Source organism: Microbacterium sp. C23T (assembly GCF_053345975.1).
In genome coordinates, this window is sequence record NZ_JBKFBD010000002.1 from 55,419 (window position 1) to 70,774 (window position 15,356).

The 15,356-nt window shown below is 69.9% G+C and carries 17 protein-coding genes; 10 read left to right on the forward strand and 7 right to left on the reverse strand.

Annotated features, from left to right (window positions below; translation table 11 throughout):
• Window positions 1-9 precede the first annotated feature (9 nt).
• Genes ACLBXX_RS01335 through ACLBXX_RS01345 form a run of 3 tightly spaced genes read right to left on the reverse strand, consistent with a single transcriptional unit; the run spans window position 10 to window position 2,317 of the window.
• Entirely contained in the window at window positions 10-798 is a 789-nt protein-coding gene (locus ACLBXX_RS01335) for a glycerophosphodiester phosphodiesterase family protein (protein ID WP_447656494.1), read from the reverse strand.
• Window positions 795-1,826 (reverse strand): SPFH domain-containing protein, encoded by a 1,032-nt coding sequence (locus ACLBXX_RS01340; protein ID WP_447656496.1) that lies wholly within the window; start codon window positions 1,824-1,826, stop codon window positions 795-797. Before ACLBXX_RS01340 ends, ACLBXX_RS01335 begins: the two co-directional genes overlap by 4 nt.
• The gene (locus ACLBXX_RS01345) at window positions 1,823-2,317 is read right to left on the reverse strand and encodes an NfeD family protein (RefSeq protein ID WP_447656497.1); all 495 of its coding nucleotides are present in this window, start codon (window positions 2,315-2,317) and stop codon (window positions 1,823-1,825) included. The genes ACLBXX_RS01340 and ACLBXX_RS01345 overlap by 4 nt, the downstream gene beginning before the upstream one ends.
• Before the next feature lie 41 nt (window positions 2,318-2,358).
• Here ACLBXX_RS01345 and ACLBXX_RS01350 point away from each other — a divergent pair, with 41 nt between their 5' ends.
• Window positions 2,359-3,132, forward strand: coding sequence for an SDR family oxidoreductase (locus ACLBXX_RS01350; RefSeq protein ID WP_447656498.1), 774 nt, complete (start codon window positions 2,359-2,361; stop codon window positions 3,130-3,132).
• A gap of 4 nt (window positions 3,133-3,136) precedes the next feature.
• Complete coding sequence (locus tag ACLBXX_RS01355) at window positions 3,137-5,116, forward strand: prolyl oligopeptidase family serine peptidase (protein WP_447656499.1); 1,980 nt, start codon at window positions 3,137-3,139, stop codon at window positions 5,114-5,116.
• Between the two features lie 68 nt (window positions 5,117-5,184).
• On the opposite strand, the gene ACLBXX_RS01360 is transcribed toward ACLBXX_RS01355, so the two are convergent.
• Complete coding sequence (locus tag ACLBXX_RS01360) at window positions 5,185-5,742, reverse strand: HdeD family acid-resistance protein (RefSeq protein WP_056367218.1); 558 nt, start codon at window positions 5,740-5,742, stop codon at window positions 5,185-5,187.
• Between the two features lie 185 nt (window positions 5,743-5,927).
• Between ACLBXX_RS01360 and ACLBXX_RS01365 the strand changes: the two genes are divergently transcribed.
• Genes ACLBXX_RS01365 through ACLBXX_RS01375 form a run of 3 tightly spaced genes read left to right on the forward strand, consistent with a single transcriptional unit; the run spans window position 5,928 to window position 7,512 of the window.
• Window positions 5,928-6,521 carry a sulfite oxidase-like oxidoreductase gene (locus ACLBXX_RS01365; RefSeq protein WP_082496893.1) on the forward strand — a complete coding sequence of 198 codons (594 nt, stop codon included), beginning with the start codon at window positions 5,928-5,930 and terminating at the stop codon, window positions 6,519-6,521.
• Window positions 6,518-7,243: a ferredoxin reductase gene (locus tag ACLBXX_RS01370; RefSeq protein WP_447656500.1), complete on the forward strand. Its 726-nt coding sequence runs from the start codon at window positions 6,518-6,520 to the stop codon at window positions 7,241-7,243. Before ACLBXX_RS01365 ends, ACLBXX_RS01370 begins: the two co-directional genes overlap by 4 nt.
• A complete protein-coding gene (locus tag ACLBXX_RS01375; protein WP_447656501.1) occupies window positions 7,240-7,512 on the forward strand; it encodes a DUF6510 family protein in 273 nt (90 codons plus the stop codon). The genes ACLBXX_RS01370 and ACLBXX_RS01375 overlap by 4 nt, the downstream gene beginning before the upstream one ends.
• A 14-nt stretch (window positions 7,513-7,526) precedes the next feature.
• Here ACLBXX_RS01375 and ACLBXX_RS01380 read toward each other — a convergent pair whose 3' ends face one another.
• Window positions 7,527-8,447, reverse strand: coding sequence for an AEC family transporter (locus tag ACLBXX_RS01380; RefSeq protein ID WP_447656502.1), 921 nt, complete (start codon window positions 8,445-8,447; stop codon window positions 7,527-7,529).
• A gap of 88 nt (window positions 8,448-8,535) precedes the next feature.
• Between ACLBXX_RS01380 and ACLBXX_RS01385 the strand changes: the two genes are divergently transcribed.
• The 3 genes from ACLBXX_RS01385 (at window position 8,536) to ACLBXX_RS01395 (ending at window position 12,109) form a co-directional block, all read left to right on the forward strand.
• Window positions 8,536-8,985, forward strand: a complete 450-nt coding sequence (locus ACLBXX_RS01385; protein WP_447656503.1) for a pyridoxamine 5'-phosphate oxidase family protein — start codon at window positions 8,536-8,538, stop codon at window positions 8,983-8,985.
• A gap of 806 nt (window positions 8,986-9,791) precedes the next feature.
• On the forward strand, window positions 9,792-11,156 hold the full coding sequence (locus ACLBXX_RS01390; protein ID WP_447656504.1) for a DUF222 domain-containing protein: 1,365 nt from the start codon (window positions 9,792-9,794) through the stop codon (window positions 11,154-11,156).
• An 86-nt stretch (window positions 11,157-11,242) separates the two neighbouring features.
• Window positions 11,243-12,109, forward strand: coding sequence for a GyrI-like domain-containing protein (locus tag ACLBXX_RS01395; protein ID WP_447656505.1), 867 nt, complete (start codon window positions 11,243-11,245; stop codon window positions 12,107-12,109).
• Between the two features lie 25 nt (window positions 12,110-12,134).
• Here ACLBXX_RS01395 and ACLBXX_RS01400 read toward each other — a convergent pair whose 3' ends face one another.
• Window positions 12,135-12,701 carry a TetR/AcrR family transcriptional regulator gene (locus ACLBXX_RS01400; RefSeq protein WP_447656506.1) on the reverse strand — a complete coding sequence of 189 codons (567 nt, stop codon included), beginning with the start codon at window positions 12,699-12,701 and terminating at the stop codon, window positions 12,135-12,137.
• A gap of 86 nt (window positions 12,702-12,787) precedes the next feature.
• Here ACLBXX_RS01400 and ACLBXX_RS01405 point away from each other — a divergent pair, with 86 nt between their 5' ends.
• Window positions 12,788-13,480, forward strand: a complete 693-nt coding sequence (locus ACLBXX_RS01405) for a GNAT family N-acetyltransferase (protein ID WP_447656507.1) — start codon at window positions 12,788-12,790, stop codon at window positions 13,478-13,480.
• A gap of 52 nt (window positions 13,481-13,532) precedes the next feature.
• Here ACLBXX_RS01405 and ACLBXX_RS01410 read toward each other — a convergent pair whose 3' ends face one another.
• Window positions 13,533-13,796, reverse strand: a complete 264-nt coding sequence (locus ACLBXX_RS01410; RefSeq protein WP_387137908.1) for a DUF6458 family protein — start codon at window positions 13,794-13,796, stop codon at window positions 13,533-13,535.
• Between the two features lie 263 nt (window positions 13,797-14,059).
• Here ACLBXX_RS01410 and ACLBXX_RS01415 point away from each other — a divergent pair, with 263 nt between their 5' ends.
• Window positions 14,060-15,349, forward strand: coding sequence for an MFS transporter (locus ACLBXX_RS01415; RefSeq protein WP_447656508.1), 1,290 nt, complete (start codon window positions 14,060-14,062; stop codon window positions 15,347-15,349).
• The last annotated feature ends 7 nt before the right edge of the window (window positions 15,350-15,356 follow it).

Genomic DNA, 15,356 nt, shown 5'->3' on the forward strand with positions numbered 1-15,356 from the left:
CGTGGGGTGTTATCGGAGGGCTGAGAGCGCGATGTCGGCGCGGTCCGTGACGATGCCGTCGACGCCCATCTCGACCAGCCGGACCATGTCGTCGGGGGCGTTGATGGTCCACACATGCACCTCGACGCCGTGCCGGTGCGCGGCCGCGATGAGCCGCGGCGTGATGATGCGCAGGCGGCCCTGCCGCTCGGGGACCTGGAGCGCGTCGACGCCCGCCAGAGCCCGCGCGACCAGCCGATCAGAGCGCGCCGACACGGCGGCCAGCACGCGTCCGATGGTGCCGCGGCCACCGGAGGTGGCGGGACGGATGCTGCGCCCCGACGCCTCGCCCACGGCCCGAGCCGCGCCGAGCGCGGCGCGCCGCCGTTCGTCGGAGAAGCTCGTCACCAGCACCCGGTCGGCGAACGGCGCGATGGCGGCGCCGACGGCGGTCGCCGCATCCGTCGCCTTCACGTCGAGGTTGAACCTCACGGTCGGGAACGAGTTCAGCGCCTGCGCGAGCGTGATGAGTCCGCCCCGCCCGGCCATCAGGTGCTCCAGCTCGCGCACCGTCACGTCGGCGATCTTGCGCGGGTCGCCGGTCACGCGCGACAGGTCGTCGTCGTGGAACAGGACGACGACACCGTCCGAGGTGCGGTGGCAGTCCGACTCGACGTAGTGGGCGCCTGCCGAGTGCGCCGCGGCGACCGCGGCGAAGGAGTTCTCGACGATGCCGCTGCGCGCGGCATCGGGCGTGACCAGGCCGCGGTGGGCGAGGACACGCGGCGTCGCGACTCCCTCGAACCAGGGGTGGGTCACGGGGTGGGCGGGGTGACCGCGGGCGGCGCACCGCCGATCGCGGGACCGCCGGAGGCCGGACCGCCCGAAGCGGGACCGCCCGACGTGATGCCGCCCGCAGCGGGCCCGCGACCTTTCGCCGCAGCATCCGTCATCACACCGGCGAAGGAGCCCGTGAGACCCTTGAGCGCCTCGGTGAACTCGCTCGGGATGATCCAGAGCTTGCTCGATGCGCTGTCGGCGATCTTCGGCAGCGTCTGCAGGTACTGGTAGGCCAGCAGCTTGTCGTCGGGGTTGCCGCTGTGGATCGCGTCGAAGACGGTCTGGATCGCCTCGGCCTCGCCCTGTGCGCGCAGCACGGCAGCCTGCTTGTCACCTTCGGCCCGGAGGATCTCCGCCTGCCGGCGTCCTTCGGCCTCGAGGATCTGCGACTGCTTCGAACCCTCGGCCGTGAGGATCGCGGCGCGGCGGTCGCGCTCGGCGCGCATCTGCTTCTCCATCGAGTCCTGGATGGAGTGCGGCGGGTCGATGGCCTTGAGCTCGACGCGTGAGACGCGCAGGCCCCACTTGCCGGTCGCCTCGTCGAGCACGACGCGCAGCTGACCGTTGATCTCGTCGCGGCTCGTGAGCGCCTCTTCGAGGTTCAGGCCGCCGACGACGTTGCGGAGAGTGGTGGTGGTGAGCTGCTCGACCGCACTGAGGTAGTTGGCGATCTCGTACGTCGCGGCGCGGGCGTCGGTGACCTGGAAGTACACGACCGTGTCGATGGACACGACGAGGTTGTCCTCGGTGATCACCGGCTGCGGCGGGAACGAGACGACCTGCTCCCGCATGTCCATGAGCGGCCGCAGCCGATCGATGAAGGGCACGAGGAGATTCAGACCCGGGGCGAGCGTCTTGTGATACCGGCCGAGCCGCTCGACGATTCCGGCAGTCGCCTGCGGGATGATCCGGATGGACCGGAAGATGACGACCAGGACGAAGATGAAGACCGCGATCGCGAGGATCCACCCGATCGCCGTCGGGATGGCCGAGGTGAAGTCGTTCATGCGAGCGGATCCTCCCGTGCGGGGGCGAGGGGTTCAGGGGAGTCGGAGCGGACGACCGCCGTCGCGCCCTCGATGCGGCTGACGCGCACCCGGGTGCCGGGCTCGAGGTCTCCGGACTCGGTGCGCGCGGTCCACACGTCGCCGTTGGCGAGCTTGACCTGACCGCCGTGCGCGCCGACGGACGAGACGACCGTGCCGCCCAGTCCGATGAGGGCGTCGACGTTCGACGGCGTCGGATCCTCGCCGCGGCGCAGTCGCCGCAACAGGGGCGGACGCAGCACGAGGACGAGGATCGCTGCGACCGCAGCGGCGATGATCACCTGCAGCCAGATCGGCGCCCCGAGCAGGTCGGCGATGAGGCCCGCGATGCCGCCGATGGCCAGCATGAGGAACGTGAAACCGAGCGTGAGCATCTCGATCACGAGGAACACGAGGATCAGCACCAGCCAGCCGATCCATGCCCATTGTTCGATGGCCTCGATGAGCTCCACGGTAGCCTCCTCAGTCCGAACCTAGCAGGTAGGGTCTACACGTGACTGACACTCTGAACCCGCTTCCCGAGAGCTCGCTGAGCGGCAAGACCGCACTCGTCACGGGCTCGTCCAGAGGCATCGGCGCCGACACGGCCCGGTACCTCGCCCAGGCCGGCGCGAACGTCGTCATCAACTACCGCAACAAGGCTCCGCGGGCTGAGAAGCTCGCCGGCGAGCTGCGCGAGCTGGGCGTCCAGGTGCTCGTGGTCGGCGCCGACCTCACCGATCCCGCATCGGTCCAGACGATGTTCGACGAGGTCGCGAGCACGTTCGGCTCGCTCGACATCCTCGTGCTCAACGCGTCGGGCGGCATGGAGTCGGGCATGGCCGAGGACTACGCGCTCCTGCTCAACCGCGACGCCCAGGTGAACGTGCTCGAGACCGCGCTGCCCCTGCTCGGCGACGGCTCGCGCGTCGTGTTCGTCACGAGCCACCAGGCCCACTTCATCCGCACGACCCCGACGATGCCCGAGTACGAGCCGGTCGCGCTGTCCAAGCGCGCCGGCGAGGACGCGCTGCGCGAGCGGATCCCCGCGCCCACCGAGCGCGGCGTCGAGTTCGTCGTCGTCTCCGGCGACATGATCGAGGGCACCATCACGGCGACGCTGCTCGAGCGGGCCAACCCGGGCGCGATCGCCGCCCGCCGTGAGGACGCGGGCAAGCTCTACAACGTGTCGGAGTTCGCCGCCGAGGTCGCGCAGGCGGCCCTCGACCCGGTGCCGGCGGACAACACCCGTCTCGTCGGCGACGTCTCGTCGTTCGGGACGGAGTGATCCGATGAAGGCGAACGACATCGAGACGCTGGTCTCGGTCGGGCGTCCCGAGATCGCCGCCGACGGCTCGTTCGCCGTCTTCGCGACCTCGCGCCCCGACATCGCTGCGAACCGCAACGTCGGCCAGGTCTGGCGCATCGATCTGCCCGGCGGCACGCCGCGCCGCCTCACGCGCGGCACCGCCGACGGCGCCCCCAAGCTTTCTTCCGACGGCACGCGCATCGCGTTCGTGCGCGGCGACGCCAAGGGCAAGCCGCAGGTGCACGTGGTCGCCGCGGCCGGCGGCGAGCCGGTGCAGGCGACCGACGCGGTGCTGGGCGTCGAGGACTTCGCCTGGTCGCCGGACGGTGCGACCATCGCGTTCGTCGCACGCGTGCCCGAGAAGGGCCGCTACGGCAGCGTGGAGGGATTGGATGCTGCGGCCGAGGCGCCGCGGCACATCACCGGTGTGCGGTGGCACGCGAACGGCCTCGGCTACATCGGCGACCGGCCCGCCCACGTCTTCGTGATCGCCGCGCCCACTGTGGACGCCGAGCCGTTCTACGAGCCGGCGTCCGCGGTGCGCCCCGATGACGAGACGCCGCCCAAGAAGACGCTGGTCGCCGCCGAGGCGCGACAGCTGACGGAGGGCACGGCATCCCACGGCGGGGTCGTCTTCACGGCCGACGGACGCGAGATCCTCACCGTTCCCGACGAGATCGAGTCGGAGCGCCGCGATCTGCGCGACCGACTCATCGCCCTCGCGGTGGACGGTTCCGGGCAGCGTGAGGTGCTGGGAACCGATACCGGCATCGCGATCTACGAGGCGGTCGCTGCCCCTGACGGCACGATCGCCCTCCTCGCGCACGAGGTCGGCGACGGCGTGGACTTCATCGCCCCCGGCGTCGGACTGTGGCTCGTGGAGGACGGCGGTGCACGTCGCGTCACCGATGCCGACGAACTGAACCTCGGCGACGGGCACCTGCGGGTGGACGGCGACGGCTTCCTCGTGCAGGACGCCGCGCGCGGCCGCGTGCGACTGCTGCGGGTCACGCGCGACGGCGGGGCCACCGAGCTCCTCGGCGGCGATGTCGAGGTCGGCGGTCACGCCACCGGCGGCGGCCGCATCGTGGCAGCGGTGTCGCAGCCCGACTCTTTCGGCGAGCTCGTGCTCATCGAGGACGGTGCCACGCGGACGCTGACCTCGTTCGGGGCCCGGGCCGCAGCATCCGGAATCGCCCTCCCACGGGAGCTGACGGTCACGGGGCGCGACGGCTACCCGGTGCACGGATGGATCGCGACGCCGGAGGGCGAGGGACCGTTCCCGGTCATCCTGCAGATCCACGGCGGACCCTTCGCCTCGTACGGCGTGCACCTGTTCGACGAGACGCAGGTGCTCGTCGATGCGGGCTACGCCGTCGTCTACTCCAACCCCCGTGGATCAGCGGGCTACGGACGGGCGCACGGGCGCAGCATCCGTCAGCAGATGGGCACGGTCGACTTCGCCGACGTCATCGACTTCCTCGAGGGGGCGATCGCGGACGACGTCCGCCTGGACGGCGACCGCGTCGGCGTGCAGGGCGGCTCATACGGCGGATACCTCACGGCGTGGGTCATCGCGCACGACCACCGGTTCGCGGGCGCGATCGTGGAGCGCGGCTTCCTCGAGCCGCTCTCGTTCCAGGGCACGAGCGACATCGGCTCGTTCTTCGGTGACGAGTACGTGGGCGTCTCGGTGGAGGACATCGCGCGTCAGAGCCCGATGGCCGTCGTCGGCCAGGTGAAGACGCCGACGCTGGTGATGCATTCGGAGCTCGACTTCCGGTGCCCGCTCGAGCAGGCGACGCGGTACTACTCGGCGCTCAAGCGCCAGGGCACCGAGGCCGAGCTGCTGGTGTTCCCCGGCGAGAACCACGAGCTCACGCGCGCCGGCCAGCCGCGGCACCGCGTCCAGCGCTTCGACGCGGTGCTGGACTGGTGGAACCGGCACCTGCCGGTCGGCTGATCCGATCGCAGACACGAGTCGGCCCCGGGAGCGGAAGCTCCCGGGGCCGACGACGTTTCAGGCGCGGATCAGATGTCGCCCTTGAAGGTGAAGGCGCGGACGACGTTGATGATGCCGAGCACGACGAGCGAGATGCCGAGGATCCACCAGAGGATCGCGACGCCCCAGACCGGCGCGAAGAGCACGACGATACCGGCGATGATGCTCAGGATGGCGAAGAAGATCGACCAGCCCTTCGACGACGCGTCGCCCAGCGTCGACAGCGCGACGATGCCTTCGACGATCCACATGATTCCGATGAGGATGCCGAGGAACAGCGCGAGCCACGCGGTGGTCTGACCCAGGTTGAAGAGGGCCACGACGCCGGCGATGATGAACAGGATGCCGAGCGCGATGTGGCCGACGCGCGCCCAGCCGCCCTTGGTCTTCGAGAAGATCCCGAGACCGGCGTAGACCAGGCCGGCGGCGATCGCGTAGATCGCGATGATCGCCGTGATGACGGCGGCGGTCTTGCCGGGCCAGACCAGGATCAGGATGCCGACGATGATGGCGAGGACGCCGCCGACGCCGAGCGCCGTGCGGATTCCGTTGACGGCCGACTTCTCGGCTTCGGATGCAGTGGACATGAGGGGCCTTTCTGAGAGTTCCCTGTACGTGGTGCGGCTAAAGCTTAGACCCCACATCGAACTTGCAAGCGACCATGAACGTGTGTTGCCCGATGCCCATCGCCTCCGCGGGTCGCGGCGCGCTACCGTGAGCGTGCGTGACCGTGAGCGTGCGCGCCGGCGCGGCGTGCAGGAGGAGGGTTTCGATGGCCGTCGTGTCGAGAGGGTTCGGAGCGCGTCGCCGCGAGAGCGATCCGCGGCTGCCACCCGGGCAGTATCTGACAGAGGATTTTCCCGTGCTGTCGGCCGGTCCGACGCCGCGGATCGAGCAGGATGACTGGCGCTTCGGCATCCGCACCGAAGGCGGCGACGCGGTCTCATGGACGTGGGACGAGTTCATGGCCCTGCCGATCGAGGACGTCGACACCGACATCCACTGCGTGACGCGGTGGTCGAAGCTGGGCACGTCCTGGCGCGGCGTGTCGCTGGACACTCTGCTCGACACGGTCGAGACCGACGCCGAGTTCGCCATGGCGCACTCCTACGGCGGCTACACGACCAACGTGCCCATGGAGGACCTGCTCGGCGGGAAGGCGTGGGTCGCGTTCGAGTTCGAGGGTGAGCCGCTCGACCCCGAGCACGGCGGGCCGGCGCGGCTGCTCGTGCCGCACCTGTACTTCTGGAAGAGCGCGAAATGGGTGCGCGGGCTCACCCTCATGCAGGACGACGAGCCCGGATTCTGGGAGCAGAACGGCTACAACATGCACGGCGACCCCTGGACCGAGGAACGGTATTGGTGACGGTCGGCGGCTGGCGGCCCGGCCGCGTCCTCGAAGCGCTGCACGCGACACCGTCGGCGCGCATCCTGCGGCTCCAGGTGCCGGGCTGGCCGGGCAACACGGCGGGTCAGCACGTCGACATCCGGCTCACCGCGGAGGACGGCTACCAGGCGGTGCGGTCGTACTCGCTCGGCTCGTACGGCCCCGCCGAGACCATCGAGCTGGCGGTCGACGAGATCCCCGACGGCGAGGTGTCGCCGTATCTCGTCGAGGACGTCCGGCCCGGCGACGAGCTCGAGGTCAAGGGACCCCTCGGAGGCTACTTCGTGTGGCGGCCCGGGGGAGAGGCGCCCGTGCAGCTCATCGCCGGCGGCTCGGGAATCGTGCCGCTGATGGCGATGGTGCGGGCCGCGACGGATGCCGGGGCGGCAGCATCCGTCCGTCTGCTCTACTCCGTCCGCACGGCGGAGGACGCGATATATCGCGATGAACTGGCTCGGCTGACCGGCGACGGGGGAGTGGGGGTCACGTGGCGGTACACCCGCGCGGCCCCCGACGGGTGGACGGATCCGGTCGGGAGGCTGGACGACGACGCGCTGCGCGCGGCGACCTGGGCGCCCGGGCGGGAGCCGATCGTCTACGTGTGCGGACCCACGGGGTTCGTCGAGCACGTCGCCGACGCGCTCGTCGGGTTGGGCCATGAGCCTGCTCGAATCAGGACCGAACGCTTCGGAGGTGCATGATGCGTGCCGAGAACGCCGCGAGCGTCGTCGACGGCAACGCGGCGGCGGGGATGCTGTGGGACGTGTTCGGCGCGGACGTCACCGCGCTGGTCGGCGTGTGCGGCGGGTGTGGTGACGCCTCGCCGCTCGCCGAGGCCGTCGTCGAGATCGACGAGACGGCGGCGATCGTCCGCTGCCGTTCCTGCACGCACACGCTCTTCACCGTGCTGCGCGACGGGGACGGGATGCGGCTCGTGCTGGGCATGCTGCACGAGATCGCGCGGCCCTAGCCCGGTGAGCCGGGTCAGCCGAGCAGCAGGGTGACGAGGATCAGCACCGGGACGCAGCCGATCGTCGTGAGGAACACGGTGTCGCGCGAGATCGTCTCGCCGACGTCGTACCGCTGCGAGTAGTTGAACACGTTCTGGGCCGTGGGCAGCGCGGCGAGCACCGTCACGATGAGCACGTCGTGCGCCGAGAGGCCGAAGAGGAACTCGGCGACGGCCCAGGCGATCACCGGCATGGCGATGAGCTTCAGGGTCGTCGCGAGGACGATGTCGCGCCGGCGCCCCGACGCGCCGAGCACGCGCTGCCCGTGCAGCGAGATGCCGTAGGCGATCAGGAGGATCGGCACGCAGGCGTTCGCGATGAGCATCGCCGGCTCCATCACGACGGGCGGCAGCTCGATCCCCAGCACCGAGACGAGCGTGCCCAAGACGGAGCCGACCACGATCGGGTTGGTCGCCACCCTGACCACGGCGCGCCAGAGCGAGGCGCGGGCGGTGGTGACGGCATCGAGGATCGCCATCGTGATAGGGGTGAACACCAGCAGCTGCATGAGGATCACCGGCGCCGGATACGCGGCGCTGCCGAGGAGGTACAGCGACAGCGGGATGCCGATGTTGTTCGAGTTGACCTGACCCGCGCTGAGCGCGCCGATCACGGTCTCGCCGACGGTGCGCCGCCAGAAGAGACGGGCGATGACCGCGTAGACGAGGATGACCGCCACGGCCGCGATCGCCGACACCGGGAGGAGCGCCGAGAACAGCGTGTGGACGTCGGCCTGCGCGAGGACGACGAACAGCAGGAAGGGCGAGAGCACGAAGAACGTCAGGCGCGCGAGCACCGGCCGTGCGTGCTCGCCGAGCAGGTCGATGCGCCCGAGGATCCACCCGACGAGGATCGCCACGCCCACCACGACGAACCCGATGAGCGACTCCAGCATGCTTCGAGCCTAGGAAATCGTTCTCTGGGGAGCGAATCGCGCGTCACCGTCTGACAGACTGACACCCGCCGAGACCAAGGAGCAACGGATGTCTGAACCCCGTGATCGCGTGACCCGCAAAGCCGATCTGCTCGCGGCGCTGACGGCTCCGGCGGCCGATGTCTGGGTGGCGACGGCTTCTCCGGAAGCGGCGCCGTATCTCGTGCCGCTGTCGCTCGCGTGGATCGGAGACCGGGCCGTCATCGCGCTGGACGGCGGCTCGGTGACGGCGCGCAACCTCGGTGCGTCCGGGGCCGCGCGGCTCGCGGTCGGCCCGACGCGCGACGTGGCGATGCTCGACGTCGTGCTCGAGCGGTCGGCGGGCGTGGACGACGACGCATCGCTCGGCGAGGCGTACGCGGCGCAGGCCGACTGGGACCCGCGCGGGCTGCCCGGCTACGTGTTCCTCGTGCTGCGGCCGACGCGGGTCCAGGCGTGGCGCGAGTCGAACGAGCTGACCGGCCGCGTGCTCATGCGGGACGGGGGCTGGGTGGTCTGACGTCGTCTGAGGGGCTCGAGCGGAGGATCGTCGCGCAGACGCTGTTCATCCGTGAATTCGCCGGATGACGACGGATGCTGCGACCGCGGCGTGCGCGAACTACAGCGGTGTAACGCGGTCAGAGAAAGTCATCCGGTTGACTCTGTGACGCTGTGCTGCGGTGGACTGCGCAACAGGGCGGCGCTCCGCGGCGGACTTCTTCCCAGAACCCCTTCTGAGCACCCCTTCTGGCGCGAGGGCCGAAAGGGGTGCTTTCTGGTCGCTGTGAATCAAGGCCGATAATGCACATTATGTCAACTCGATCTCAGACCGTGCGGATGCAGGAACCTCACGACGCTCCCCTGAAATCGGTGCTGGCCTGCGGTTCGTGAGATCGATCGCGTCGGCGCTGGGCATCTGTGGCGTCGTGCGCGCGCGGACGATGTGGACGACGTGGCGGCTGTCGCGGGCGCTGTCGATCCCGCACGCTGGAAGCTCGCGACTTGACGGCGTGTCGCGGGCGCTGTCGATCCCGCACGCTGGAAGCTCGCGACGCGACGCGGAGTCTCCCGGCGGTCTGTTCGATGGGATCGACAGTTGGTTTGAACTCGAAGGCGTTGAGCTACTCCCCCCCCCCGTCTACAGGTTTCGACCCGCGGACTCGCCGTTGGAGAACGACCTGCGCATACTGGGCTGCTCTCCCCGGCCCGGTGGGGCTCGATTGTCACATTGGGTGTCAGTTGCTGGGGTACTAGCGAGCGGTTCATCTTCGAATGTAGTTGCAGTCCGGTCTACCGCAACTAGAAGATATGTACTAAACTCGATCTATGGAAGCCTCCTCGCCCACCCTCGAGCAGGTGGACGACGCATTCGTGCTCAAGGAGTTGTTCTGGGACGCGGAGTCCGCGCAGTTCGAAGCGAACAGGCGCGCAGCACGGCAGTGCGAGCATCTCGCCGATCTGCTCGACTTCGCGCGCGCACACCCTGAGCTGTACGTGAACGTGGACTTCGATCCAGGTCTGGCCGGAGGGTTTCCGCCGCTCGGCGGCGATGCCGCATTGGCGGAGCGGTGCGCGGCTCTCGAGGCGGCTTCGCGGCTGCGGCTGACGGAGGGGGAAGTGCGGTCGTCGGCCGCCGTCGCGCAGCGGGCCCTCGCGCAACTCCCCCGCGTATGGCAGGCGGCGCGCGATGGGCTCATATCGATCGCTCACGTGAAGGCGGTGCTCGCCCAGCTGCCGCTCTTCGAAGGTGTTCCCGATGTGGTCGGCGACTTCGATGATCTGATGCGCGACATCGCGCTGGCGTCCACGGTCAGCGGCACCCGCCGGCAAGCCCGGCTGGTCGCCGACCGGCTCACGGCGTGCACCCGCACCCAGCGGCACGCGGCCGCCTTCGCTCGCCGTGCGGTGTACGTCGAGGACGTGGCCGACGGCATGTCGTGGGTGTACGCGATGGTCCCGACAGATCGTGCGCACGCTTTCGACGGCGCTCTCTCGCTGACGGCGAAGCAGATGCCTGCGGTCCAGCGCGACGGTCGCACGACGGGGCAGATCCGCGCGGATCTCTTCGCCGACATGCTGATGGGCGGCGACGTCACACGACTGAAGCCGAAGGTGCTCGTGACCGTTCCCCTCGACCGGCTCGCTCCTGCGGCGCGGGCGAGCGTCCGCGTCCCCGCTCCCGCCGTCGCGGTCGGGGGTCTCGATCTGAACAGTGACTGCCTGATCCCCGGAGTCGGCCCGATCGACGATGCCACTGCACGGCAGATGCTGCTCGACGCCGGCGCATTCACCAGGGTGATCACCGATCCGGTCACCGGCGTCATCCTGGACATGGACCGGCGGGCACGGAAGGCCACCCGTGCTCAACGAGAGTGGCTGGCTCTGGTGCATGGCACGTGCGCGCGAGACGGTTGCGACCGCCTCGCGATCGAGGGAGACATCGATCACCACTGTGCCTATCACGGCCCTGGCCGCGGTGAGACCGGCATCGCCAACCTCGATCCGCTGTGCGACCCGGACCACGCGCTGAAAGACACCACGCTGCTCCGACATCAGAGGCGGGAAGACGGCAGCATCGAGGTCGCATTCCCGAGCGGGCATCGCACCACGAACCCGTTCGCGGGTCTGCGAGAGCGCGTCCGCGCGTTGCTCGACCGGATCGCAGAACCGCCGGAGAACCCGCCCTTCTGACATCCGGTACGGCACGATCGAATCGGACCGCGATAGTCGGGCGCGTCCATGCGCGCCCGACGAGGCTGGTAGTCGAAGGAGGAACCGTGATCGCGATTCTCAACCGGGTGATCGAGCTCGTCGAGGCCGACCTGTCAGACGACGTCGACTTCGCCGCACTGGCCGCCGGCCTCGGTACCACCGAGTACCACGTGCGCCGCATGTTCTCGTCGCTCGCGGGCATGCCGCTGTCGGAGTACATCCGGCGTCGGCGGATGGCCGTCGCGGCCGCCGACGTGCTCGGCGACGGCGAGCTGCTCGACATCGCGGTGCGCCACGGCTACGGCTCCACCGAGGCGTTCGGTCGTGCGTTCCGGTCGGTGCACGGGGCGAGCCCCGCTGACGTGCGCCGCGACGGGGGTCCCCTTCGATCGCAACCGCAGCTCAGGTTCCGCCTGACCGTAGAAGGGAACACACCCATGGACACCCGTATCGCCGACCGACCGGCCTTCCTGCTGATCGGTCATGCCGCCCGCGTGCCCCTCATCCACGAGGGCGTCAATCCGCACATCCAGGCCCACATCGCCGCCCTGCCCGTCACCGAGCACGTCCGGCTCAAGGGCCTGAGCAGCACCGAGCCCGCCGGGCTCCTGCAGGTAAGTGCCGACGTCGACCCCGACTACACCGAAGGCAGCGAGCTGACCTACCTCCACGGCGTCGCGGTCGGTGAGGATACCTCCCCGCCTGATGATCTCGACGTGATCGAGGTTCCGGCCGGTGCGTGGGCGGTCTTCCGCACGGAAGGCCCGTACCCTGCAGCGCTTCAATCGACCTGGGCCGCGACGGCGAGCGACTGGTTCCCGTCGAACCCCTGGCGACTGCGGCCGGGTCCGTCCATCGTGGCGGTGCTCGACCGCTCTCCTGACTTCAGCACCGCGACGTGCGACCTGTGGCTGCCGGTCGAGCGCGAGTAGCGAGCGTGTCGCTCGTCCGGCGGGTTCAGAGGGACGCCGCGAGGATCGACTCGACGACTTCCCTCACGGCGTCGTGATCCGGGAGGGCGCCCGACGCTCCCGCAGACAGGAGATAGGCGCTGCCTGCAAGCGCCAATGCCAGAACGGGGACGTCGGCGTCCTTCCGGATCCACCCGACCTCCCGACCCGCGGCCAGGACGTCTGCGACCGCGGTCGTCGCATCGCCGAGCAGCGGGATGCCGGGCGAACCGTCGCCGACGCGCCGCCGCACGCCGTCGCGGCCGATGACGAGGCTCACGAGCCCGAGCATCGTCGGTGTGAAGGTCTGCTCGATCACATCCGTGGTCGCCGCCGCGGCAGAATCCGCGACGCGTGGCTCGATCGCCTGGATGCGGATCGCCTCCTCTGCGACGAGTGCTGCGACGTAGGCATCGAAGTCCTCGAAGTGGCGATGGAGCACACCCTTCGCGACGCCGGACGTCTCGGTCACCGACCTGCTGGTGAGCGCGGCTGCGCCGTGTGCGGCCAGGATCCTGAACCCCGCATCGAGCAGGACGCCGCGAGCATCGTGAATCGCATGGCCGGTGGGCATTCGGACTCCTAGTGGGCATTCGCCCATTCATAGTGGGCGCATGGTCACTCTACCTCGGTGCACCAGCCGTCTGTCAGACTTCCGGGATGCCGCACACCGGCGCGCTCGCCCGCCTTTGGCCCGCCTCGGGGGTGTCGGTGCGCGCGGGCGACCTCGAACTTCGCTGGATCGACGACGGATTGCTCGTGCAGCTCGCAGAACTCGCGGGTCGAGGCATCCATGATCCTGAGATGATGCCGTTCGAGCACCCCTGGTCGCGCGGCACGGCGGAGGAGGTCGCGCGGAGCGTTCTCACGTTCCAGTGGGGCATCCGCAACCGCATCTCCCCCGATGCGTTCGTGCTCGAGTTCGCGGTTCTGCACGACGGGATCCCGGCCGGCGTCCAGGGCCTGACGGCGAGCGAGTGGCCGGTGCTGCGCCGCGTGACGACCGGATCGTGGCTGGGCCACGCCCATCAGGGACGTGGGATCGGCACGCGCATGCGGATGCTTGCCCTCCACTTCGCGTTCGAAGGCCTGGGGGCGAGAGAGGCGACGTCGGGCGCCTTCGTCGACAACGGCCCGTCGAATGCCGTGTCACGGCGCGTGGGCTATGAGGCCGACGGCGCTTTCCGTGTCGCTCGCGAAGGTGTCCCCGTGCTCCACAACCGCTTCGTGATGTCGCGCGAGCGCTGGGAGTCCCTCCGCGCCGATCACGCCGCGGCACTGGGCGCGCCGATCGAGATGCGCGGGTTCGAGGCGTTCCGCGCGGCCATCGAGCCGGCGAACGTCGCGGACTGACCGCGCATGACTTCGGCCGCGAGCGCCGCAGCGCCCGCGGCCGAAGCGTCCGTCACAGCCCGGCGGTGTCGTCGGGGGTGCGAGTGGTCCTCCGGGTGACCTGGGAGTCGGAGACGGGGTCGACTGCGGTGTGGGTGACGACGTCCGACCGCCGGCGACGCATCATCAGCACCAGACCGACAAGGAAGATGACCACGCCGGCGCCCATGAGGATGTAGCCCAGCATGTCGAGGTTCACCCAGTCGACCTGCACGTTGAGCGCGAACGCGATGACGGCTCCGATTGCGAACAGCACGATTCCTGCGCCGATGCTCATGCGAAGCTCCTTTCCGGGGGTGCGCGTGCGCCCTCCCCTGATGCGGGACCGGTTGTCCCGCATTTCAGCCTGGTGGAGCCGCAGAACGTCAGGGAGGGGCTTGACAGCGAGCGGATGCTGCCGTCATCCTTCGCCGGATGCCGGCGCCTCCCCGGCTCACTGGGCGGGCGGACGCAGGCGGAGGCATCCGTCGCGGTGACTACTGTGGAAGGGTGCACAGTCTGTCCCGTCCTCGCGCGACGGGGCCGGGAGCATATGCCTGGGTGATCTGGGCGGTCGGCGTCGCCGCCTACGTCCTCGCGATCACCAACCGCTCGTCCCTGAGCGCGGTCGGCGTGGACGCCGCGGCGCGCTTCGACGCCGATGCCGCGACCCTGTCGATGTTCGCGGTGGTGCAGCTCGCCGTGTACGGCGGGATGCAGATCCCGATCGGCGTCCTTCTCGACCGGTACGGCGCGCGGCCGATCATGACGGTCGGGATGCTGCTGATGGCGGCGGGACAGCTGACCATGGCCATCTCCCCCAGCGTCGGCGTGGCGATCCTCGCGCGCATGCTGCTGGGCGCGGGAGACGCGGCGATCTTCCCCGGTGTGCTGCGACTCATCGCGACGTGGTTCCCGGCGCAGCGCGGCCCGATCATGGTGCAGCTCACCGGCATCGTGGGTCAGGCGGGGCAGCTGGTGGCGCTGATCCCGCTCGCGGCGCTGCTGCACGCCACCAGCTGGACCATCACGTTCGGCAGCATCGCCGGGCTCGGCGTGCTGTTCGCCATCCTCGTCTTCCTGCTCATCCGCAACCACCCGCCGGACCGCGATGAGGACGTGTCGGTCGACACCGACACCGGCGCGATCCGGGTCGTGACGTCGTCGGTCGACACGGGGGTCGGCATTCGTGCGGCCTGGGCGCACCCGGGCACACGGTTGGCCTTCTGGTCGCACTTCACGACCCCGTTCGCGGGAACCGCGTTCGTGCTGCTGTGGGGCATGCCGTTCCTCACCGCAGGCGAGGGGCGCACGACGGCCGAAGCCGCGTCGATCATGTCGCTGTACGTCGTCGTGGGCATGGCGCTCGGACCCATCATGGGCGAGCTGTCGCGGCGCATCCCGCACCTGCGCTCGCGGGCGCTCGTGCTGCCCACCGTCGCCGTGCAGGCGATCGCCTGGCTCGTCGTGATCGCCTACCCGGGACCGGCGCCGCTGTGGCTCCTGCTCGCGCTCGCCGTGGCTCTCGCGACGGGTGGCCCCGCGTCGATGATCGCGTTCGACCACGCCCGCACGCACAATCCGTCGCACCGCCTCAGCACCGCGACCGGGGTCACGAACGCGGGCGGATTCCTCGCGGCACTCCTCGCGATCCTCCTGATCGGCCTCGCGCTCGACCTGCAGGGTGCGGGAACGCCCGCGACGTACAACCTCGATGCCTTCCGTCTCGCGTTCCTGATGCAGGTGCCGCTGTGGGCGCTCGGCAGCATCTTCATCGTCATCGAGCGCAAGCGCACGCGCATCCGCCTCGGGATGGATCCGCCCCGCGTGAGGCGCCGCCCGCGCGGCTGAGCGCCCG

What these genes read in the sequence shown, in the direction of transcription:
- ACLBXX_RS01340 (WP_447656496.1), bottom strand. Translation starts at nt 1,826, where the DNA reads ATGAACGACTTCACCTCGGCCATCCCGACGGCGATCGGGTGGATCCTC.
- ACLBXX_RS01355 (WP_447656499.1), top strand. Translation starts at nt 3,137, where the DNA reads ATGAAGGCGAACGACATCGAGACGCTGGTCTCGGTCGGGCGTCCCGAG.
- ACLBXX_RS01360 (WP_056367218.1), bottom strand. Translation starts at nt 5,742, where the DNA reads ATGTCCACTGCATCCGAAGCCGAGAAGTCGGCCGTCAACGGAATCCGC.
- ACLBXX_RS01365 (WP_082496893.1), top strand. Translation starts at nt 5,928, where the DNA reads ATGGCCGTCGTGTCGAGAGGGTTCGGAGCGCGTCGCCGCGAGAGCGAT.
- ACLBXX_RS01375 (WP_447656501.1), top strand. Translation starts at nt 7,240, where the DNA reads ATGATGCGTGCCGAGAACGCCGCGAGCGTCGTCGACGGCAACGCGGCG.
- ACLBXX_RS01380 (WP_447656502.1), bottom strand. Translation starts at nt 8,447, where the DNA reads ATGCTGGAGTCGCTCATCGGGTTCGTCGTGGTGGGCGTGGCGATCCTC.
- ACLBXX_RS01385 (WP_447656503.1), top strand. Translation starts at nt 8,536, where the DNA reads ATGTCTGAACCCCGTGATCGCGTGACCCGCAAAGCCGATCTGCTCGCG.
- ACLBXX_RS01390 (WP_447656504.1), top strand. Translation starts at nt 9,792, where the DNA reads ATGGAAGCCTCCTCGCCCACCCTCGAGCAGGTGGACGACGCATTCGTG.
- ACLBXX_RS01400 (WP_447656506.1), bottom strand. Translation starts at nt 12,701, where the DNA reads ATGCCCACCGGCCATGCGATTCACGATGCTCGCGGCGTCCTGCTCGAT.
- ACLBXX_RS01405 (WP_447656507.1), top strand. Translation starts at nt 12,788, where the DNA reads ATGCCGCACACCGGCGCGCTCGCCCGCCTTTGGCCCGCCTCGGGGGTG.
- ACLBXX_RS01410 (WP_387137908.1), bottom strand. Translation starts at nt 13,796, where the DNA reads ATGAGCATCGGCGCAGGAATCGTGCTGTTCGCAATCGGAGCCGTCATC.